Source organism: Acidovorax sp. SUPP3434 (genome assembly GCF_030159015.1).
GTDB lineage: Bacteria > Pseudomonadota > Gammaproteobacteria > Burkholderiales > Burkholderiaceae_C > Paracidovorax.
In genome coordinates this window covers 471,802-492,066 of sequence record NZ_BQXL01000002.1, presented here as the reverse complement: position 1 = coordinate 492,066, position 20,265 = coordinate 471,802, and the positions used below count along the sequence as shown (strand labels likewise).

The following is a 20,265-nucleotide window of genomic DNA, read 5'->3' as shown; positions in this document are numbered from 1 at the left end:
CGGGCGGGCCTTACTTGGCGGGCACCGTTTCCTTCGGAGGGTTGGCGACCGCGGGGGTCGCGGGCTCCTCCAGCACCTTGCGTTCATGGATTTCGGACAGCGCGCGCTTGTATTCGGTCGGGAACACCTTCACGAACTTGGCGCGCGAAGCCGCCCAGTTGTCCAGCAGTTCGCGCGCACGCTTGCTGCCGGTCCAGCGGTTGTGGTCCTCCAGCATCTTCTTGAGCTGGGCTTCGTCGGTCTGGTCTCGGTGCCAGATGCCGCGCGAGATGCTGGCGGTCTGCTCGTCGCCGGGCAGGATGCGCTCCAGCGTCACCATGGACAGGTTGCAACGGGTGTCGAACAGGCCGTCCTCGTCGTACACGTAGGCCACGCCGCCGCTCATACCGGCCGCGAAGTTGCGGCCCGTCTTGCCGAGCACCACCACGGTGCCGCCCGTCATGTATTCGCAGCCATGGTCGCCGGTGCCTTCCACCACGGTGGACGCCCCGGACAGGCGCACCGCGAAGCGTTCGCCCGCCACGCCGCCGAAGAACGATTCGCCGCTGGTGGCGCCGTACATCACCGTGTTGCCAACGATGGTGTTGCGCGTGGTGTCGCCGCGGAAGTCAATGCTGGGGCGCACGATGACGCGGCCGCCCGACAGGCCCTTGCCGGTGTAGTCGTTGGCATCGCCGATCAGGTACAGCGTGATGCCGCGCGTGAGGAACGCGCCGAACGACTGCCCGCCCGTGCCTTCCAGCTGGATGCGGATGGTGTCGTCCGGCAGGCCTTCAGGGTGGGCGCGCGTGACGGCGCCCGAGAGCATGGCGCCCACCGAGCGGTTCACGTTGCGCGCCACTTCGATGAACTGCACGCGCTCGCCTTTTTCGATGGCGGGCTGGCTGCGCTCGATGAGCTTGCGGTCCAGGGTCTTCTCGATGTTGTGGTCCTGCACGTCGACATGAAAGCGCGGCACGTCGGCCGGCACGTTCGGCTGGGCGAACAGGCGGCCGAAATCCAGGCCGCGCGCCTTCCAGTGGGCGATGCCGGCCCGCATGTCGAGCAGGTCGGTGCGGCCGATGAGATCGTCGAACTTGCGGATGCCCAGCTGGGCCATGATCTGGCGCACTTCTTCGGCGATGAAGAAGAAGTAGTTCACCACGTGCTCGGGCTTGCCCGAGAACTTCTTGCGCAGCTCGGGGTCCTGCGTGGCCACGCCCACGGGGCAGGTGTTCAGGTGGCACTTGCGCATCATGATGCAGCCCTCGACCACCAGCGGCGCGGTGGCGAAGCCGAACTCGTCGGCCCCCAGCAGCGCGCCGATGGCGACGTCGCGGCCGGTCTTCATCTGGCCGTCGGCCTGCACGCGCACGCGGCCGCGCAGGCGGTTGAGCACCAGGGTCTGCTGGGTTTCGGCCAGGCCGATCTCCCACGGGCCGCCCGCGTGCTTGATGGACGACCAGGGCGATGCGCCCGTGCCGCCGTCGTGCCCGGCGATCACCAGGTGGTCGCTCTTGCACTTGGTCACGCCCGCGGCGATGGTGCCCACGCCCACTTCGGACACCAGCTTGGTGCTGATGCTGGCGTGCGGCGCCACGTTCTTCAGGTCGTGGATGAGCTGTGCCAGGTCTTCGATCGAATAGATGTCATGGTGCGGCGGGGGCGAGATCAGGCCCACGCCGGGCACGCTGTGGCGCAGCTTGCCGATGTAGTTGGTGACCTTGCCGCCGGGCAACTGGCCGCCCTCGCCGGGCTTGGCGCCCTGGGCCATCTTGATCTGGATCTGGTCGGCCGACGACAGGTATTCGGCCGTGACGCCGAAGCGGCCCGACGCCACCTGCTTGATGCGACTGCGCAGCGAGTCGCCGTCCTGCAGCGTCAGGTCGACCTCGACGTTCTCGGCGCCGATCACGCTCTTGAGCGTGTCGCCCTGCTTGATCGGAATGCCCTTCAGTTCCTGGCGGTAGCGCGCGGCATCCTCGCCGCCCTCGCCCGTGTTGCTCTTGCCGCCGATGCGGTTCATGGCCACGGCCAGCGTGGCGTGCGCCTCGGTGGAGATCGATCCCAGCGACATGGCGCCGGTGGCGAAGCGCTTGACGATCTCCTTGGCCGACTCGACCTCGTCCACGGCAATGGCCTTGGTCGGGTCGAACTTGAATTCGAACAGGCCGCGCAGAGTCATGTGGCGGCGGCTCTGGTCGTTGATGAGCTGGGCGTATTCCTTGTACGTGTTCCAGTTGTTGGCGCGCGTGGAATGCTGCAGCTTGGCAATGGCGTCGGGGCTCCACATGTGCTCTTCGCCGCGCGCGCGCCAGGCGTATTCGCCGCCGGCGTCCAGCATGGTTTCCAGCACCGGGTCGTCGCCGAACGCGGCCTTGTGCATGCGGATGGCTTCCTCGGCGATCTCGAACACGCCGATGCCTTCCACGCGGCTGGCGGTGCCGGTGAAGTACTTGACGATGGTGTCGGTGTTCAGGCCGATGGCCTCGAACAGCTGCGCGCCGCAGTAGCTCATGTACGTGGACACGCCCATCTTGGACATGATCTTCGACAGGCCCTTGCCGATGGCCTTCACGTAGTTGTAGATGGCTTTCTCGGGCGACAGGTCGCCCGGCATGCCGGCGTGCATCTCGGCCAGGGTTTCCATGGCGAGGTAGGGGTGCACGGCCTCGGCGCCGTAGCCGGCCAGCACGGCGAAGTGGTGCACCTCGCGCGCCGTGCCGGTCTCCACCACCAGGCCGGCCGTGGTGCGCAGCCCTTCGCGCACGAGGTGCTGGTGGATGGCCGACAGCGCCAGCAGCGCGGGGATGGCCACCTGCGTGGCGTTCACGGCGCGGTCGCTGATGATGAGGATGTTGGCGCCGCCCTTGATGGCATCGACCGCTTGCGCGCACAGCGAAGCCAGCTTGGCCTCCACGCCCTCGCGCCCCCAGTCCAGCGGGTAGGTGATGTCGATGGTCGCGCTCTTGAACTTGCCCTGCGTGTGCTTTTCGATGGCATGCAGCTTGGCCATGCCGGCGAAGTCCAGGATGGGCTGGCTCACTTCGAGCCGCATCGGCGGGTTGACCTGGTTGATGTCCAGCAGATTGGGCTTGGGGCCGATGAAGCTGTTGAGCGACATCACGATGGCCTCGCGGATCGGGTCGATCGGCGGGTTCGTCACCTGGGCGAAGAGCTGCTTGAAGTAGTTGTACAGCGGCTTGTTCTTGCCCGACAGCACGGCCAGCGGGCTGTCGTTGCCCATGGAGCCGATGCCCTCTTCGCCGTTCTTGGCCATGGGCGCCATCAGGAACTTGATGTCTTCCTGCGTGTAGCCGAAGGCCTGCTGGCGGTCGAGCAGGGGCAGTTCGGCCGGCAGCGGGCCGGCCGGCGCCTCGCCGCCCACGCTGTCGAGCTTGATGCGCAGGTTCTCGATCCACTGCTTGTAGGGCTTGGTGTTGACGACGTTGGCCTTGAGCTCCTCGTCGTCGATCATGCGGCCCTGCTCCAGATCGATCAGGAACATCTTGCCGGGCTGCAGGCGCCACTTGCGCACGATCTTGTTCTCGGGGATCGGCAGCACGCCGGACTCGGAGGCCATCACGACCAGGTCGTCGTCGGTGATGCAGTAGCGCGAAGGACGCAGGCCGTTGCGGTCCAGCGTGGCGCCGATCTGGCGGCCGTCGGTGAACACGATGGAGGCCGGGCCGTCCCACGGCTCCATCATCGCGGCGTGGTACTCGTAGAACGCGCGGCGGCGCTCGTCCATGGTGGTGTGCTGCTCCCACGGCTCGGGGATCATCATCATCACGGCCTGGCTGATGGGGTAGCCGGCCATGGTCAGCAGTTCGAGGCAGTTGTCGAACGTGGCGGTGTCGGACTGGTCGGCGAAGCTGATGGGGTAGAGCTTCTTGAGGTCGGCCGCGAGCACGGGCGAGGCCATCACGCCCTCGCGCGCCTTCATCCAGTTGTAGTTGCCCTTGACGGTGTTGATCTCGCCGTTGTGCGCCACGTAGCGGTACGGGTGGGCCAGCGGCCATTCGGGGAAGGTGTTGGTGGAAAAGCGCTGGTGCACCAGGCCCACGGCCGAGACGCAGCGCTCGTCCTGCAGGTCCAGGTAATAGGTGCCCACCTGGTCGGCCAGCAGCAGGCCCTTGTAGACCACCGTGCGGCTGGACATGCTGGGCACGTAATACTCTTTGCTGTGCTTGAGCTTGAGGTTCTGGATGGCGGCGCTGGCCGTCTTACGGATCACGTACAGCTTGCGCTCCAGCGCGTCCTGCACGATCACGTCGTTGCCGCGGCCGATGAAGACCTGGCGCAGGATGGGCTCCTTCTTGCGCACGGTGGGCGACATCGGCATGTCGCGGTTGACCGGCACGTCGCGCCAGCCCAGCAGCACCTGGCCCTCGGCCTTGATGGCGCGCTCCATCTCCTGCTCGCAGGCCAGGCGCGAAGCGTGCTCCTTGGGCAGGAAGATCATGCCGACGCCGTATTCGCCGGAGGGCGGCAGCACCACGCCGGTGGAGCCGTCGGGGGCCGTGCCGGCCCGGGCCATCTCTTCGCGGTAGAGCGCGTCGGGGATCTGGATCAGGATGCCCGCGCCATCGCCCATGAGCTTGTCGGCGCCCACGGCGCCGCGGTGGTCGATGTTTTCGAGGATCTTGAGCGCCTGCGTCACGATGTCGTGGCGCTTCACCCCCTTGATGTGGGCCACGAAGCCCAGGCCGCACGCGTCGTGCTCTTGGGTGGATGAATAGAGACCGTGCTCTTGCAGGTATTGGATCTCGGCAGCCGTCGTCATGGCGCTCTCCTCGGAAATGGGTCGCAGGGAGCGCAAGATTAGTGCATCGCAGCAAGGTCGGGCAAGCACTTTAAATGGGGTCAGATTCACATTATTTATGAGAATAGATCGCATTTATTTTTATTGGGGACACATCAAATTCAGGAGCAATGAAGCTTGTCACCATATGGCCTGAAGGAATTATTCGGGAATGGGCTTCGGCACGGCAGGCGGGCGGCCGGCCTTGCCCTTGACCACCCGCCGCTCCGTCTGCTGTTGCAACGCCTGCACGAACGCGGCGTCGCCCAGGGCCCAGCCGGTGAGCGCGGAATCAGTCAGCGCCTGCTGCTGCAGCCGGCCGACGCCCGCCTGCACCAGCGCGGCGTAGGCCGCCTCGCGGGCGAAGGGCGTGTTGCCCAGCGCCCAGAACAACGCATGCGGCGTGATGAGTCGGTCGTTGCGCAGGCCCAGGCAGTGGGCGTGGCTGGACCAGGGGTAGTCCACCGCCTGCGCGGTGGCGCCGGAGCGCACCGGGTTCAAATCCATGTAGGCCATGCACGCGAGCAGGTAGCGCTCGGGCTGCAGCACGGTGGAGCGGTAGCGCCCCTCCCACAGCGTGCCGGTGCGCGCGTGGCGGTTGTTGAAGTAGCGCACGTAGCTGCGCCCCACGGCCTGCATCATCAGCGGTAGCCCGTCGGCCGTCTGGGGGGTGGCCAGCAGGTGGAAGTGGTTGCCCATGAGCACGTAGGCATGGACGGCCACGCCGCAGCGGCGAGCCTGCTCGGTCAGCAGGGCCAGCATGGTTTCGTGGTCCTGCCGGTCGGCGAAGATGGCCTGGCGGTTGTTGCCACGCTGGATCACGTGGTGTGGGTAGCCGGCAAGGGTCAGGCGGGGCAGTCGGGCCATGGGGTCGCGCGAAGTGGAGCCAAGCGCCATGGTAGGGGGAATCCGTCCCCGATTCCGCATGCGCCATCCGTTCGGCGCGATTGCTACTATTTTTATAGTATCAAAGGCAAGCAAAACCCCGGCATGCGGCCAAAAACCCTCAAACCGTTGCCGGAACCGCCCCTGGCGCCGTGTCAGCCTCTGGCGGCAGGCCGAACCGCGCCGCCAAAGTCTGCTCCAGCCCGAACTCCGCCAAAATCGCCCGCAGCCGCTCGGCCGCGCTGCGCTTTTTCTGGCCGGTGTAGCGGGCCACGATCAGCTCGTTCTTCATGCTGTGCTCCCAGCCCACCAGCTCGGTCACCGTCACCTGGTAGCCGCTGGCTTCCAGGTGCAGGCAGCGCAGCACGTTGGTGATCTGGCTGCCCATCTCGCGCGTGTGCAGCGGGTGGCGCCACAGTTCGGCCAGCGGCGTGCGCGACAACTGCAGCGCCTTGCCCTGGCGCAGGCACGCGGCCACCTCGGCCTGGCAGCAGGGCACCAGCACCATCGCGCGCGCCTGCTTGGCCAGCCCGAAGGCGATGGCGTCGTCGGTGGCCGTGTCGCAGGCGTGCAGGGCCGTCACCACGTCGATGCGCTGCGGCAGCGCCGCGGCATCGGTGGATTCGGCCACCGACAGGTTCAGGAACGACATGCGCTCGAATGCCAGCCGCTGGGCCAGGGCGCGCGAGTGCTCCACCAGCTCGGCCCGCGTCTCGATGCCGTAGATGTGCCCGCGCCCCAGGGCCTTGAAGAACAGGTCGTACAGGATGAAGCCCAGGTACGACTTGCCCGCCCCGTGGTCCGCCAGCGTGGCCGCGTGGCCGTCCTGCGACAGCTCCTGCAGCAGCGGTTCGATGAACTGGAACAGGTGGTACACCTGCTTGAGCTTGCGCCGCGAATCCTGGTTGAGCCGCCCTTCCCGCGTGAGGATGTGCAGCGCCTTGAGCAGTTCGATGGACTGGCCCGGCCGCAGCTCCTGCAGCACCTGGTCTTCGGGCGAGGGCTTCGGCGCGGCCCGCCCCGCCGATGACGAAGAAGCGCCCCCCTGCCCGGCCGCAGCTTTGGCGCGCTTCATGCGCCCTCCCCTGCGCCGGCAGCGCCTGCCGGCGTGGCTCGCCCGGTCACCGGGCAGCGCGGACCGACGTCCAGCGCCTTCCAGCCTTCGGCGCCCAGTTCTTCCAGCACTTCGATGTTGCGCTCGAAGATCGCCTCGGCCTCGGGGAAGGCCTCCACCGCACGGTCAATGCTGTCCTCGCGCAGCAGGTGCAGCGTGGGATACGGCGCGCGGTTGGTGCTGTTGGTGACGTCGTCCACGTCGGTGCCGTCGAACTGGAACTGCGGGTGGAACGAGGCCACCTGCAGGATGCCGCCCAGGTCCATGGCCTCGACCAGATCGTCGGCCAGCGCGAGGAAGTCGTTGAAGTCCAGAAAATCCTCCATGCAGCCCGGCGCCATGAGCAAGGTGGTGTCGCGGCGCTCGGCGGAGATTTCGGCCAGCGCTTCCAGCTCGCGCTGCAGGTCTTCCAGCAGGCCCCGGCCATCGGTCGCCTCGCTCACCACGTAGTGGATCTGCGCCTTCACGTGCACCGCCTTGGCAAAGGGGCACAGGTTCAGGCCGATCACCGCGCGCTCCAGCCAGCGCACCATGTCCTCTTTCACGGTGTCGTGCGGAAAGGCGTGCAGGGCGGCGGTGGGCAATTCGGTCATGGGGGCTTTCTTCGGGGGCGCCCATTTTATCGGCCGGGCGCGGGTGGGCCTTGCGGCGGGCCGTTACGCCAGACCGCGGCAGCGGGCAACCCGCGCCGCCGAGCGATCAGGACAGTAGCCGCTGGCCGGTGAGGCGCCCGTGCTCGCGCACCGCGAAGCGGTCCGTCATGCCGGCGATGAAGTCCGCCACCGTGCGCATCCGCTGCACCTCGTCGCCAGCCGCAGCGCGCGCCGCGAAGCGCGGCTTCATCGCCTCGGGCGAGTCCGTGTAGGCCGCGAACAGATCGCGCACCACCTGCTGGGCCCGTCCGGTGGTTTCCATGACCTGAGGATGGCGGTACAGGTTCTGGAACAAAAAGCGCTTCAGCCCCTGCGACTGCGCGCGCATTTCGGCGCTGAACGCCACCAGGGGCGGCGCACGGCGCACGTCGTCCACCCGCGCCGGTGCGGACTGGGCGATGGCGGCGTTGGTCGCATCGATCACGTCGTACACCTGCGCGCTGAGCATGCGCCGGATCGCTTCGTTCAGAAGCCGCCGCTGGCCCGCCGGCGCCGCCAGGTGCGGGTGGTCGCGCTCGGCCTCGGCGCGGTAGCGCTCGAACAGCGGCACCTCGCTCAGTTGCGCCAGCGTGATGAGGCCGGAGCGCACGCCGTCGTCGATGTCGTGCGCGTTGTAGGCGATCTCGTCGGCCAGGTTGCACAGTTGCGCCTCCAGGCTGGGCTGGCCGCGCTGCAGGAAGCGCTGGCCGATGCCGCCGGGCTCCAGCGCCTCCATGCGCTCGGCGTTGGCGCGCGAGCAGTGCTTGAGAATGCCTTCCCGCGTCTCGAACGTGAGGTTCAGGCCGTTGTAGTCGGGATAGCACTCTTCCAGTTCGTCCACCACGCGCAGGCTCTGCAGGTTGTGCTCGAAGCCGCCGTGCGCGGCCATGCATTCATGCAAGGCATCCTGCCCGGCGTGGCCGAACGGGGTATGGCCCAGGTCGTGCGCCAGGGAGATGGCCTCCACCAGGTCCTCGTTGATGCGCAAAGAGCGGGCGATCGAACGGCCCAATTGCGCCACTTCGAGCGAGTGCGTCAAGCGCGTGCGGAACAGGTCGCCCTCGTGGTTCAGGAACACCTGCGTCTTGTAGACCAGCCGGCGGAAGGCGGTGGAATGCACGATGCGGTCGCGGTCGCGCTGGTACTCCGAGCGCGTGGGCGCCGCCGACTGGGGATGGCGGCGTCCCCGGGTATTGGCCGGGTCGCAGGCGTACGGTGCCAATCCAGGGGGCTGCATCGAAAGGGCTTTCACCGCTCGACTGTCTTCAATTTCATGCTATCCAAACAATAGCATTCAGACACAGCAGGCATCGATGACCTCGCGCACCAGCGCATCCGGCGCGGCACGCACCGCCGCACGCCCGGGGCCGTCGATCACCACGAAGCGGATCTCGCCCCCTTCGGATTTCTTGTCCACCCGCATCAGTTCGAGATAGCGGCCCGCATTGTCCGCCGCATCGATCACCGGGCCGCGCACGGGCAACCCCGCGCGCTCGATCAACTGGCGCAGTCGCTGCACGAAGGCCGCGTCCACCAGCCCCAGCCGGCACGACAGCTCGGCCGCCATCACCATGCCCGCTGCCACGCCTTCGCCATGCAGCCAGACGCCGTAGCCCATGCCCGCCTCGATGGCGTGGCCGAACGTGTGACCGAAGTTGAGAATGGCGCGCAGGCCGGCCTCGCGCTCGTCCTGGCCCACCACGAAGGCCTTGATTTCGCAGCTGCGCCGCACGGCGTGGGCCAGCGCGACATGGTCGCCGGCGCGCAGGGCATCCATCGCGGTCTCGAGCCAGTCGAGGAACGCCATGTCGGCGATCGGTCCGTATTTGAGGACTTCCGCCAGCCCCGCGCTCAATTCGCGGGGCGGCAGGGTGTCGAGCGTGGCCAGATCGCACACCACCAACTGCGGCTGGTAGAAGGCGCCGATCATGTTCTTGCCCAGCGGGTGGTTGATGGCGGTCTTGCCCCCCACCGACGAATCGACCTGCGCCAACAGCGTGGTGGGCACCTGCACGAACGGCACCCCGCGCATGTAGCTGGCCGCGGCGAACCCGGTCATGTCGCCCACCACGCCACCGCCCAGGGCGAACAGCACGGTCTTGCGGTCGCAGCCGTTGGCCAGCAGTGCGTCGAAGACGAGGTTGAGCGTCTGCCAGGTCTTGTGTTCTTCGCCATCGGGCAGGACGACCTGCAGCACCCGTGGGTAGCGCGCCGTCAGCGCAGCCTCAAGCCGCTGCGCATAGAGCGGCGCCACGGTCGAATTGGTGACGATCAGGGCCGACGCGGCGGCCGGCAGGGCCTGGTAGGTGGTCGGGTCGTCCAGCAACGATTCGCCGATGAGGATGGGGTAGCTGCGGTCGCCCAGGGCGATGTCCACCTGGGCGGGGCGATCGCCCGGCAACGCGTCGGCGGATGGGTGGGCGGTGCGGGAAAGGGGGGCCTGGGATGCCAGGGGCATGTCGTGATCCATGGTCGAGAGTCTAGCGGGCCGCCGGGCTCCCATGCGGACGGATCTCTGCACGCACAGGTCCGATCCGTACCGTGCTGCCAGGCATGCGGACATTCGAGGAGAGATGGGTGAGCGGCTCGCTGTACCAGCGCTGCCAGGGGCCAGCGGACGGATCGCAGCGTTGCCGAAAAGAAGCACCGCACCGGTGATGACCGGCGCGACAGTGAGCCAGCGTGGAAGCAGCGCCGCCGTCAGCCGACGGAGGCCAGTTCCAGTTGCATCGCGATGTGATTCACCAACGCCGCGACGGTCTTGCCCCGCCCCGTGGACACCACGTAGTGGGCCGTGGCCCGGTACAGCGCATCCCGCTGATGGTGCAGGTCCTTCAACCGGCCCAGCGGGTCCGCTCCCTGCAGCAGGGGGCGGGACGTGTCGTGCCGCACATGGCGAACGATGTCCTCGGGCGACGCGTCGAGATAGACCACCTTGCCGTGCGCCCTCAGGCGGTCGCGGTTGGGCGCACGCAGCACGGCGCCGCCGCCCGTGGCCAGCACATGTGCCGGGCCCGCGCCTCGGCCCGCGGTCAACTCATCGATCACCTGCTCTTCGATGTCGCGAAAGGCGGATTCCCCTTCACGATCGAAAAAACCACGGATCGAGCAGCCGATGCGCTGCTCGATCACGTGGTCCGAATCGATGAAGGGGATCCCCAGCCGCCGGGCGAGTTGACGCCCGACGGTGGATTTCCCGGAGCCTGGTAGGCCGATGAGGTGGAGACTCAGTTGGGATTGCTGCAACTGGTTGCCGTCCCGAACGGGCTCAGACGAGAAGCTGGAGGAACCGTCTTGTCCGTCAGGTCAGACGCTGCAGCCGATGCCAGGAAAGCAAAGAACGAACTGGATTCCGTACCGGACACAATGGCTTTGGCGGCCAACTCGAAATTCACCCAGAACGCGTATTGCTGTCCATAGGTCAAAGTGAATTCGGCAGAACCAGCGGCATCCGTCGTGACCGACGCCGGTGCGATCACCCCTGGAAGACCTGGAGTGAGTTGACCATTGCCGTTGACATCTTCACCGGCGTCCAGAATGCCGTTGCGGTTGTTGGCATCTTCATTCAGGCAGGAAATGATGCTACCGGCATTTTCTATCCACTGGTTATCCGCATCGCTGTAGACCAAACGACCCTTGCGATAGTAAGGCGGCCAGTAGGAAAGCGTCAGGTTCTGATTTGCGACCGGTGCGCCATTGGCATCGTTCACTTGCACCGAGAACGTCTTGCGATACGTCGTGTTCAGCTTCTCGATCGTGTTGTTGGCAGCGATGGAGATGAAGAGCGCCTGGCTGCTGATCGTGAGCGAAGACGTGGCCGTCACATTGGTGTTGGCAACGGTCGCACGAATCTGCACGCCGTTGGCGGCCGTGGACGTGGCACCGGAGATGAAGACATCCGTCGCCAAGCCGTTGGCATCCGTGACGGCGGAGCCCGTCTTGATGCTGCCACCGCTCAGATCCTGCACTGCCGTGAAGAAAACGGTCTTGCCCTTGACGGCGTTGCCGGCGGCATCACGCACCGTGGCGCGCAACTGGACCTGGTTGGCGGAGCTGCCTGCCACGTTCGGGGGCAAAGCGGCGGAAGACGTCTGCAGCACCAGCGAGGCTGGCGTCGAAGCGATGAAATTCAACGGCAGCGTGGTCACGGCACCGTTGTCCACCACCGCGCTGATCGTCGCCACCCCCACGGATGCGGCCGAAGCCTGGGTAGACGCAATGCCATTGGCATCGGTCGTCGCCTGGCTGGGAGACACCGAGCCGCGGGTGGTGCTGAACGAGATGACCTTGCCCGCCACACCGGCGCCGCCGGATGCGTAGCGCACAGAGACCGTCCGCGCCGTGTTGACCTCGACTTCGGTGTTGGCCGTGGGCGCCGAGAACGCGAAATCCACGCTGGTGACGTTGATGGAAATCTGGGTCTGTGCACCGGCGCTCTGGATGGTCACGGTGTCCGTACCGCTGCGCGTTGCCGCGTAAGCGAACGTCACGGCGCCATTGGCGTCCGTCGAAGTGCTGGCCATGGTGATGGCATTGCCCAGGGACGACGTGACGGCCACCGTGCTGGCGGCAATGGCCGCACCGCCGCTGTCCTTCACGCTCACTGCGAAATTGGTCGTGGCGCCGGTCAGGAGCGACGACGAACCCGATGCGGTCAACGTGGTACCCGTCACCGGAATGGTGATGGATTTCGTGATCGATCCCGACTTCACCGTGACGGCGATGTTGCGGTTGGAACGGTCCGTGCCGGCGGTCAACACCGCCGTCGCCTTGCCGTCTGCAGCCGTGGTGCCCACGATGCTTGCCAGCGTGCCGCTGGATGCCGTGAACGACACCGCCTGTGCGGACAGCGCGTTGTTGGCGGCGTCCTTCACCACGGCGGTCAACGTCAGGCCGGTCTTGTCGGCCGACGCCAGGCCCGTGGCAGACGTCAAGATTTCCACAGAGGCTGCCGTGCTGACCGGAGTCGTTCCTCCGGGCGTGGTGCCAGCGCTCCCCCCGCCGCCACCGCAAGCGACCAGAGTGGCAGCCAGCGATAGGGCAATGATTTTGATGAATGACTTCATTATTTACCTATAGTTAACGAACTGGTCCGCGATCGGAAATGACCTTGGGTGTGATGAATACCAGCATTTCCCGCTTCGTGGATTCTTTGGTCCGGCTCTTGAAGAGGTTGCCCACCACCGGCACATCACCCAGCACGGGAATTTTATTTTCCTGGTTGGTTTCTTCCATCTCGAAGATACCCCCGATCACCACGGTCCCGCCATTTTCGATCAACACCTGGGTCTTGATGTGCTTGGTGTCGATGGCCACGCCCTGCGTCGTGCTCTCGCCACGGCTGTCCTTGTTGACATCCAAATCAAGAATGATGTTGCCCTCCGGGGTGATCTGCGGCGTCACTTCCAGCTTCAGCACCGCCTTCTTGAAGGCGATGGTGGTGGCGCCGTTGGGAGCCGTGACGGAGTAAGGGTACTCCGTGCCCTGCTCGATCAAGGCCTTCGTCTGGTCTGCCGTGATCAAACGCGGGCTGGACACGATCTTGCCTTGGCCGTCGGCCTCCATCGCCGACAGCTCCAGGGTCAGGAAACGGTTGGCCGCCGAATTGAAGATGGATAGGGCAAACGAGCCCACCGCACTCGTCGTGGACAGCTGCGCCGGCAGATTGACGAACGTGCCTCCAGGATCGGTGGCCGAGGAACTGGCGCCGCTCGTGGACACGGCGTTGCTGTAACTCGTGCCGAAGGCGACACGGTTGTTGCCACCGATGCCGTAGCCACCGTCGCCGCCGCGGCTGGCCCTCAGGTCAGACGCACCCAGCTTGACGCCGAGCGATCGTCCGAAGGTGTCGCGCGCTTCGACAATCCGGGCTTCGATCATGACCTGGCGCACCGCCACATCCAGCGTCGACAACAGTTGCCGCACCTCTTCCAGCTTGCTCGGCGTGTCCGTCACGAAAAGCTGATTGGTCCGAGGCTCGGAAATGGCACTGCCACGCTCGGAAAGAAAGCGCGTGGACGTGCCGCTGGTACCGCCGCTGTTCGTGCTGGTCGCCAGTTGGGTCACCATGTCTGCCGCCTTGGCATAGTTCAACTGGAAGGCTTGCGTGCGCAGCGGCTCGAGCTTCTGGATCGCGAGCGCCGCCTCGTAGTCCTTCTTGGTGCGGGCATCGATTTCGTCCTTGGGCGCGATCCAGAGCACCGTGCCGGACTTGCGCATGCCGAGTCCCTTGGCGTCCATGATGATCTGCAGGGCCTGATCCCATGGCACGTCCTTCAGACGCAGCGTGAGCGCGCCGGTGACGGTGTCAGAAGTGACGATGTTGAAGTTCGTGAAGTCCGCAATCACCTGCAGCAATGAACGCACTTCGATGTTCTGGAAATTGAGCGACAGCTTTTCGCCGCTGAACCCGGGGCCCTGCGTCAGCTTGCTCAGGTCCACCTTCTTCTGGCGGATTTCCACCACGAACTGGTTGTCGCTCTGGTAGGCGCTGTGCTCCCACTCGCCGATGGGATCGATGGTCATCCGAACGCGCTCACCTTGCTGCGATGTCGTGACGATCTGCACCGGGGTGCCGAAGTCCGTCACATCCAGGCGGCGGCGCAAGCCTTCCGGCAGCGACGATTTCAGGAATTCGACCACCAGGCCCTTGCCTTGCTGACGCAGGTCCACGCCGACCTGGTTGTTGGCCAGGCCCACGATCACGCGGCCCGCGCCATCGCTGCCGCGGCGGAAGTCGAGGTCACGCAGGGGCAGGACATCGCTGTTGCGGTCTTCCGCGAAAACTGCCACCGGCGCCGGTTGCGCCGCCGCCGTGTTCGACACGGGCTCCAGCGCCACCATCAAGGACTTGCCCTGGATTTCAGCACGGTACGACGTGGGTTGCTTGAGGTTCAGGACGACGCGGGACCGGTCGCCTGCCTGCACGATGTTCACGGACTTCAGATTGCCCTGGTTGACTTCCACCAGCGACTTGCCCGTCGCATTGGTCGTCGCCGGGAAATCAAGCGCGATCCTGGCCGGGGCCTGAATGGCAAAACCAGTCGGCAGGGTGGAAAGGGGTTGCGACAAATCGATGCGCACCAATTCGGTACCGCCCTGCATGACCCCCTGGACGGCCTCGATGGCGGTCTGAGCATAGGCCCAGGTGCTGCCCAGCGATGCCACAGCAGCCAACAACAACGCCCGATAGCGTGTACCAAAACTGTTTTTCTGAATCATTTCTTCCCCTCTTGGAGATCGAGCGTGGTCTGACGCTCTATCCAGTCACCCGTTGCATCCTGAACGATTTCCCGCAGCTGAATGGCTGTTTCAGTGATTTGGGTAATCCTTCCATAATTCTGTCCAAGGTAATTACCAACTCGAACCTGGTACAACAAGTTATCCACCTTGAGCAAGGCTGTCGGCGTGCCGGTTTTATTCAAACTGCCGACCATGGACATGGTATCCAGGGGATAAGCTTCCAAAGGCTCCTTGCGTCGCGCCATTTCTGGGGCAATCAAGGTGGCATTGGCCGCCAATTGGGTCGAGTCACGCCTCAGGGCCTGCGTCAATTTGATGGAATTGAAAGGGTCCGTTGCTCCATCCGCCTGATAGTTTTGCGGCTGGAATTGCTTGGGTTCGGTGAGGGGGGTAATGCGCGGCTTGGTGTTGGCACGCAAATCCGTCATCCACTGGCGAAGCTCGTCCTGTCCCGAAGATTCGCAACCCATCAACGCCGCGCAGACTGCCAGCAAAGCGATGTGCCACATTCTCATTTCTTCGCTCCACCCGCCGCCTGGCGCTGCGCCTGAATTTCTTCAGGGTCCAGATAGCGGAACGTTCTCGCCGTGGCTTCCATCGTGAGGGTGCCGCCATCCTTGCCTGCAGGGAGGATGGAAATATTATTCAGCGTCACGATCCGAGAAAGATTGGCAATATCAGCGGCAAATGCACCGATATCATGGTATCGGCCGGTCACTCTAATAGAAATCGGCAACTCCGCATAATAATCCCTGACCACGATCTGGCCCGGCTTGAACGATTCGAACTGTAAACTGCGACCCAGGCCTGCCTGATTGATATCAGACAAAAGAGCCGCCATCTCCGCCTTGCTCGGCAACTGCTTTTCCAGCTGGATCACATACTGCTGCACCTGCTCGCGCTGCTTCTTGAGCGCGTCCAGACTCACGGCCTTTACGAGCTTCTTTTCATAATCGGCGCGCAAGGTGAGTTCCTTGGCCTGCTCGGCTTCCAGCTCCGCCTCGTACTCATTCAGCTTGAAGAACCACAGGAAGGTAGCGATGCCCGCCGCGATGGCGATGCAAAGCAGGATTCTCGGCAGCACCGGCCACAGAGAAGGATCTTTGGGATCGAGGTTGCGGAACTGCCGCTGCAAGCTGGATTGCAGCGCCACAAAGTCCACGGAAGACGCTTTTTTCGTTGCCATGATCACTTTCCAACCGCTTTGGGCGCAGTGGCAGGGGTACTTGCAGCGCCAATGGCTTTTTGCGCCTCGCTCGTGCGCATCAGCCGAAACCGGAGGTTGAAGGAGGCCACGCGGCGCTGTTCCCTCGGGTTCAGCGCGATGTTGGCCGCAACGATCTCTAACAATTCGGGCTTGGAGAACCACGGTGTGTTGTCCGCCAGATTGCGCAGCATCTCCGACACACGCTCGTTCGATTGCGCCATCCCCTGCATCGTGATCACCTGGTCGACTTGCTTGAGATTGGTAACGTAAACCCCATCTGGCAGCTGTTGAACCAACTCATTGAGCAAGTGCACCGGCAGATTACGATCCGACTGCAGGTCCTCCACGGCCTTCTGGCGCGCGCGAAGGGCCGCGATTTCTTCTTCGATGGTCGCGATTTCCTTGATCTGGCCTTCCAGAACCTTGATCTCGCTTTGCAGGAACGTGTTCTTGTCCTGCTGGGCGGTGATGACCATCTGGTACCACCAATAGATACCGCCGGCAATGGCGAGCCCCACCAGAAAGGACGCGAACATCGTTGCCTGGAACGATTCCTTGCGGCGTTTTCGGGCCGCCTCGCGATGGGGAAGCAGGTTGATGAGAATCACTGCAGAAACCTCCGCATGGCCAGACCACATGACGTGAGGTAGGAAGGCGCCTCGCGAACCATCTTCTTCAATCGTACGGCGCTTCCGATCTCCATGCCGTCGAACGGATTGATGGCAGTGCAGGCGCAGCCTGAATGCTGGGTCACGGCCTCGGTCAAGCCTGGCAGGGGCGCTGAGCCGCCCGCGAGCATGATGTGATCGACTCGGTTGTATGGCGTGCTGGTGAAGAAGAACTGCAGGGCACGGCCGATTTCCTGTGCCATGCTTTCCACGAAGGGACGCAGCACGGCCGACTGATAGTCTTCCGGCAGATCGCCGCTGCGCTTCTTGCCTTCGGCCTCTTCCAGCGAGAACCCGTATTGCCGCACGATCAGTTGCGTCAGCTGCGCGCCGCCGAAGGCCTGGTCGCGGTCGTACAGCACTTCGTCGTTGCGAAGCACCTGCATGCTGGTGGTCAAGGCGCCGACTTCGAACAGCGCGACCAAGGCATCGTTGCCGTGGTTGGGCAGCGCTTCGATCAGACGCCCCGCAGCCAGCCGGGAGGCATGCGATTCGATGTCGACGATCACGGGCTTGAGGCCCGCCGCTTCGGCCAGGCCCTGGCGGTCCTGCACCTTTTCACGGCGAGACGCCGCGATTAGCACATCGACATCGCCGGGCGAGCTCTTGCTTGGGCCGACCACGCAGAAGTCCAGGCTCACTTCATCGAGCGAGAACGGGATGTACTGGTTGGCTTCGGATTCCACCTGCACTTCCAGCTCCTGCTCGGACATGCCGCCGGGCAAGGTGATGCGCTTGGTGATGACGGCCGATGGCGGCAAGGCCAATGCCACGTTTTTCGTGCGGGTGCCGCTCTTTTTGACCAGCCGGCGCAGGGCCTCGGCGACCTCATCGAATTTTTCGATGTTGCCGTCGGTGATCCAACCGCGCTCCAACTGCTCGATCGCACATCGCTCCAGTACCAGCCCTCCCGCCTTGTCGCGCCCCAACTCCACCAGCTTGACGCTCGAGGAACTGATGTCGATACCCAGCAGTGGCGCGGACTGGCGACTGAACAAAGACCCCAAAGAGATCAAGATTAGCCCCCGTAACTTGCCAATTTGACGCAACAAAACTTAACACTTCACATGAATGCTATCAGTAAGGTTGCAGGCCAGCCAAGAGTTTTACGGCGCTGTTACGGGGCGAACGTTGTCAAAAGCACACGCTCATTTGCCGCCTCTTCCGATACCGATATTCATGCGCCTGTGGTATAGGTGCGCCACTCTCGCGAGCGATTTGGCAGACGGCCGAGGCCCATATTTTTATAATGGCCGGTTGCTCTCTCCTGGAACGCTATGCCGTCATCACCTACCGACAAGACCCCCAACCCGAATCCGCCGAAACGGCCGGCATGGTGGCGCTGGATCGTCCGCAGTGCAGCGTGGTTGCTGGGACTGGCGGCAGCCGGCGCCGTGGGCGTGGCGCTCACGATCGCCGTCGCGTTGGCGGTGGCCTATCCCAATCTGCCGGACATTTCGGACTTGGCGGACTATCGGCCCAAGCTGCCGATGCGGGTGTACTCGGTCGAAGGCGCATTGCTGGGGGAGTTCGGCGAGGAACGGCGCAACCTCACCCCCATCCAGGACATCCCCAAGGTCATGACCAATGCGGTGCTGGCGATCGAAGACGCGCGCTTCTTCCAGCACGGCGGCGTGGACTACAAGGGCGTGGTGCGCGCAGCGCTGGCCAACCTGGGCCGCGTGAAGAGCCAGGGCGCCTCGACGATCACGATGCAGGTGGCCCGGAACGTTTATTTGTCGTCCGAAAAAACATTTACCCGGAAAATTTACGAAATATTACTAACCTTCAAATTGGAGCACCTGCTGACCAAGAACCAGATTCTCGAGATCTACATGAATCAGATTTATCTCGGAAACAGGGCATACGGTTTTGCAGCGGCTTCGGAGGCTTATTTCGGCAAGCCGCTGCAGAGCATTTCCATCGCGGAGGCCGCCATGTTGGCCGGGCTACCCAAGGCCCCTTCGGCCTACAACCCCATCAGCAACCCCAAGCGCGCCCGCATCCGCCAGCTGTACATCATCGACCGCATGCAGGAGAACGGCTTCATCACCGCGCAGGAGGCCGCCGCCGCCAAGGAAGAGGACCTGAAGATCCGCTCCGGCCCGGATTCCACCCGCATCCACGCCGAGTACGTGGCCGAAATGGCCCGCCAGCTCATCTTCGCCCAGTACGGCAACGAGGCCTATACCCGCGGCCTGAACGTCTACACCACCCTCAATGCCGGTGACCAGGAAGCGGCCTATGTCGCCCTGCGCAAGGGCATCATGGATTACGAACGCCGCCAGCACTACCGCGGGCCCGAGAAGTTCGTGGCCTTGCCCACCAACGCCCAGGAAGCCGAGGACGTGATCGACGATACCCTCGCCCTGCATCCCGACAACGGCGACGTGATGTCGGCGGTGGTGCTGGAGGCTACGCCCAAGAAGATCGTGGCAGCGCGCGCCAGCGGGGAGCCGATCGAGATCACCGGCGACGGCCTGAAGCCCGCCCAGTCGGGCCTGAGCGACAAGGCGCCGCCGAATGTCAAGATTCGCCGCGGCGCCGTGATCCGCGTGATCCAGACCCCCAAGAAGACCTGGGACATCACCCAGCTGCCGGAAGTCGAGGGCGCCCTGGTGGCGGTCGATCCGCGCACCGGCGCCATCAAGGCCCTGGTGGGCGGCTTCGATTTCGACAAGAACAAGTTCAATCATGTGACGCAGGCATGGCGCCAGCCAGGGTCGAGCTTCAAGCCGTTCATCTACTCGGCCGCGCTGGAAAAAGGCTTCACGCCGGCCACCGTGGTGAACGATGCCCCGCTGTTCTTCAGCGCCGGCGTCACGGGCGGCCAGCCCTGGGAACCCAAGAACTACGACGGCAAGTACGACGGCCCGATGACCCTGCGCACTGCGCTGGCGCGCTCCAAGAACGTGGTGTCCATCCGCGTCCTGCAGGCGGTCGGCCCCAAGAACGGCCAGGAATGGGTATCCAAATTCGGCTTCGACGCCGAAAAGCACCCGCCCTACCTGACCATGGCGCTGGGCGCGGGGTCGGTCACGCCCATGCAGATGGTGTCGGCCTATTCGGTGTTCGCCAACGGCGGCTACCGCGTGAACCCCTACCTGATCAGCCGCGTCACCGACCACAAGGGCCGCATCCTGTCGGACTTCCAGCCGCCGGCCACCTCCGACAACCCCCGTGCAATCGATGCGCGCAACGCCTTCGTGATGGACAGCCTGCTGCAGGAAGTCACCCGCTCCGGCACGGCGGCGCGTGCACAGGCCACGCTCAAGCGCCCCGACCTGTACGGCAAGACCGGCACGACCAACGATGCCGTCGATGCCTGGTTCGCTGGTTTCCAGCCCACGGTGGCCGCGGTGACCTGGATCGGCTACGACACGCCCCGCAACCTGGGCAGCCGCGAAACCGGCGGCGGGCTGAGCCTGCCGATCTGGATCAGCTTCATGGAGCGCGCGCTCAAGGGCGTCCCGGTGGCCGAGCCCACCGTGCCGCCCGGCGTGGTGAACGTGGGCGGAGAATGGTTCTATGAGGAGTTCGCCCGCAACGCGGGTGTCGCCAGCGTGGGCATGGAAGACGCCTCCGCCGCCGTGCCAGGATCGCCGCCGCAGGCGCCCCCGCCGACCGAGGAGCGCAACCGGATCCTGGATCTGTTCCGCAATTGACCCCATGTGCCGCCGCCACGCGGCCCCTCAAAGAAAAGCCCTTGCGCGGCCATCGCGCAAGGGCTTTTT

The 20,265-nt window shown here is 64.6% G+C and carries 14 protein-coding genes; 1 reads left to right on the top strand and 13 read right to left on the bottom strand.

The genetic code is table 11. The features are described from left to right. Positions 1 to 10: 10 nt before the first annotated feature. The 13 genes from AVKW3434_RS05945 to AVKW3434_RS05885 all read right to left on the bottom strand — a co-directional run bounded on the left by AVKW3434_RS05945 (position 11) and on the right by AVKW3434_RS05885 (position 17,547). The gene (locus tag AVKW3434_RS05945) at positions 11 to 4,765 is read right to left on the bottom strand and encodes a glutamate synthase-related protein (RefSeq protein ID WP_284405114.1); all 4,755 of its coding nucleotides are present in this window, start codon (positions 4,763 to 4,765) and stop codon (positions 11 to 13) included. Positions 4,766 to 4,945: 180 nt separating this feature from the next. Beyond that, positions 4,946 to 5,650, bottom strand: coding sequence for a transposase (locus AVKW3434_RS05940; RefSeq protein ID WP_284405113.1), 705 nt, complete (start codon positions 5,648 to 5,650; stop codon positions 4,946 to 4,948). A 139-nt stretch (positions 5,651 to 5,789) separates the two neighbouring features. Then, positions 5,790 to 6,743, bottom strand: coding sequence for a class I SAM-dependent methyltransferase (locus tag AVKW3434_RS05935; RefSeq protein WP_284405112.1), 954 nt, complete (start codon positions 6,741 to 6,743; stop codon positions 5,790 to 5,792). Next, entirely contained in the window at positions 6,740 to 7,375 is a 636-nt protein-coding gene (locus tag AVKW3434_RS05930) for a DUF1415 domain-containing protein (protein WP_284405111.1), read from the bottom strand. The genes AVKW3434_RS05935 and AVKW3434_RS05930 overlap by 4 nt, the downstream gene beginning before the upstream one ends. Before the next feature lie 106 nt (positions 7,376 to 7,481). Beyond that, positions 7,482 to 8,651 carry a deoxyguanosinetriphosphate triphosphohydrolase gene (locus AVKW3434_RS05925; protein ID WP_284405110.1) on the bottom strand — a complete coding sequence of 390 codons (1,170 nt, stop codon included), beginning with the start codon at positions 8,649 to 8,651 and terminating at the stop codon, positions 7,482 to 7,484. Between the two features lie 57 nt (positions 8,652 to 8,708). Next, on the bottom strand, positions 8,709 to 9,872 hold the full coding sequence (gene aroB / locus AVKW3434_RS05920) for a 3-dehydroquinate synthase (RefSeq protein ID WP_284405109.1): 1,164 nt from the start codon (positions 9,870 to 9,872) through the stop codon (positions 8,709 to 8,711). A gap of 242 nt (positions 9,873 to 10,114) precedes the next feature. Further along, the gene (locus tag AVKW3434_RS05915; protein WP_284405108.1) at positions 10,115 to 10,660 is read right to left on the bottom strand and encodes a shikimate kinase; all 546 of its coding nucleotides are present in this window, start codon (positions 10,658 to 10,660) and stop codon (positions 10,115 to 10,117) included. Further along, the gene (locus AVKW3434_RS05910) at positions 10,642 to 12,480 is read right to left on the bottom strand and encodes an Ig-like domain-containing protein (protein WP_284405107.1); all 1,839 of its coding nucleotides are present in this window, start codon (positions 12,478 to 12,480) and stop codon (positions 10,642 to 10,644) included. Before AVKW3434_RS05910 ends, AVKW3434_RS05915 begins: the two co-directional genes overlap by 19 nt. A 13-nt stretch (positions 12,481 to 12,493) precedes the next feature. Then, positions 12,494 to 14,635, bottom strand: coding sequence for a type IV pilus secretin PilQ (locus tag AVKW3434_RS05905; protein ID WP_272567558.1), 2,142 nt, complete (start codon positions 14,633 to 14,635; stop codon positions 12,494 to 12,496). After that, positions 14,632 to 15,171 (bottom strand): pilus assembly protein PilP, encoded by a 540-nt coding sequence (locus AVKW3434_RS05900; protein ID WP_272567557.1) that lies wholly within the window; start codon positions 15,169 to 15,171, stop codon positions 14,632 to 14,634. The genes AVKW3434_RS05905 and AVKW3434_RS05900 overlap by 4 nt, the downstream gene beginning before the upstream one ends. Continuing rightward, on the bottom strand, positions 15,168 to 15,842 hold the full coding sequence (locus AVKW3434_RS05895) for a type IV pilus inner membrane component PilO (protein WP_284396664.1): 675 nt from the start codon (positions 15,840 to 15,842) through the stop codon (positions 15,168 to 15,170). Before AVKW3434_RS05895 ends, AVKW3434_RS05900 begins: the two co-directional genes overlap by 4 nt. Positions 15,843 to 15,844: 2 nt before the next feature. Beyond that, a complete protein-coding gene (locus tag AVKW3434_RS05890; RefSeq protein ID WP_284396661.1) occupies positions 15,845 to 16,471 on the bottom strand; it encodes a PilN domain-containing protein in 627 nt (208 codons plus the stop codon). After that, on the bottom strand, positions 16,468 to 17,547 hold the full coding sequence (locus AVKW3434_RS05885; protein WP_272567553.1) for a pilus assembly protein PilM: 1,080 nt from the start codon (positions 17,545 to 17,547) through the stop codon (positions 16,468 to 16,470). Before AVKW3434_RS05885 ends, AVKW3434_RS05890 begins: the two co-directional genes overlap by 4 nt. 261 nt (positions 17,548 to 17,808) lie before the next feature. On the opposite strand from AVKW3434_RS05885, the gene AVKW3434_RS05880 reads away from it, so the two are divergent. Then, positions 17,809 to 20,196: a penicillin-binding protein 1A gene (locus AVKW3434_RS05880; protein WP_284405106.1), complete on the top strand. Its 2,388-nt coding sequence runs from the start codon at positions 17,809 to 17,811 to the stop codon at positions 20,194 to 20,196. Positions 20,197 to 20,265: the final 69 nt, after the last annotated feature.

Bases quoted from the DNA above. Each gene is read 5' to 3' on its own strand.
- AVKW3434_RS05945 (WP_284405114.1), bottom strand. From the start codon at position 4,765: ATGACGACGGCTGCCGAGATCCAATACCTGCAAGAGCACGGTCTCTAT.
- AVKW3434_RS05940 (WP_284405113.1), bottom strand. From the start codon at position 5,650: ATGGCCCGACTGCCCCGCCTGACCCTTGCCGGCTACCCACACCACGTG.
- AVKW3434_RS05935 (WP_284405112.1), bottom strand. From the start codon at position 6,743: ATGAAGCGCGCCAAAGCTGCGGCCGGGCAGGGGGGCGCTTCTTCGTCA.
- AVKW3434_RS05930 (WP_284405111.1), bottom strand. From the start codon at position 7,375: ATGACCGAATTGCCCACCGCCGCCCTGCACGCCTTTCCGCACGACACC.
- AVKW3434_RS05925 (WP_284405110.1), bottom strand. From the start codon at position 8,651: ATGCAGCCCCCTGGATTGGCACCGTACGCCTGCGACCCGGCCAATACC.
- aroB (WP_284405109.1), bottom strand. From the start codon at position 9,872: ATGCCCCTGGCATCCCAGGCCCCCCTTTCCCGCACCGCCCACCCATCC.
- AVKW3434_RS05910 (WP_284405107.1), bottom strand. From the start codon at position 12,480: ATGAAGTCATTCATCAAAATCATTGCCCTATCGCTGGCTGCCACTCTG.
- AVKW3434_RS05905 (WP_272567558.1), bottom strand. From the start codon at position 14,635: ATGATTCAGAAAAACAGTTTTGGTACACGCTATCGGGCGTTGTTGTTG.
- AVKW3434_RS05900 (WP_272567557.1), bottom strand. From the start codon at position 15,171: ATGAGAATGTGGCACATCGCTTTGCTGGCAGTCTGCGCGGCGTTGATG.
- AVKW3434_RS05895 (WP_284396664.1), bottom strand. From the start codon at position 15,842: ATGGCAACGAAAAAAGCGTCTTCCGTGGACTTTGTGGCGCTGCAATCC.
- AVKW3434_RS05880 (WP_284405106.1), top strand. From the start codon at position 17,809: ATGCCGTCATCACCTACCGACAAGACCCCCAACCCGAATCCGCCGAAA.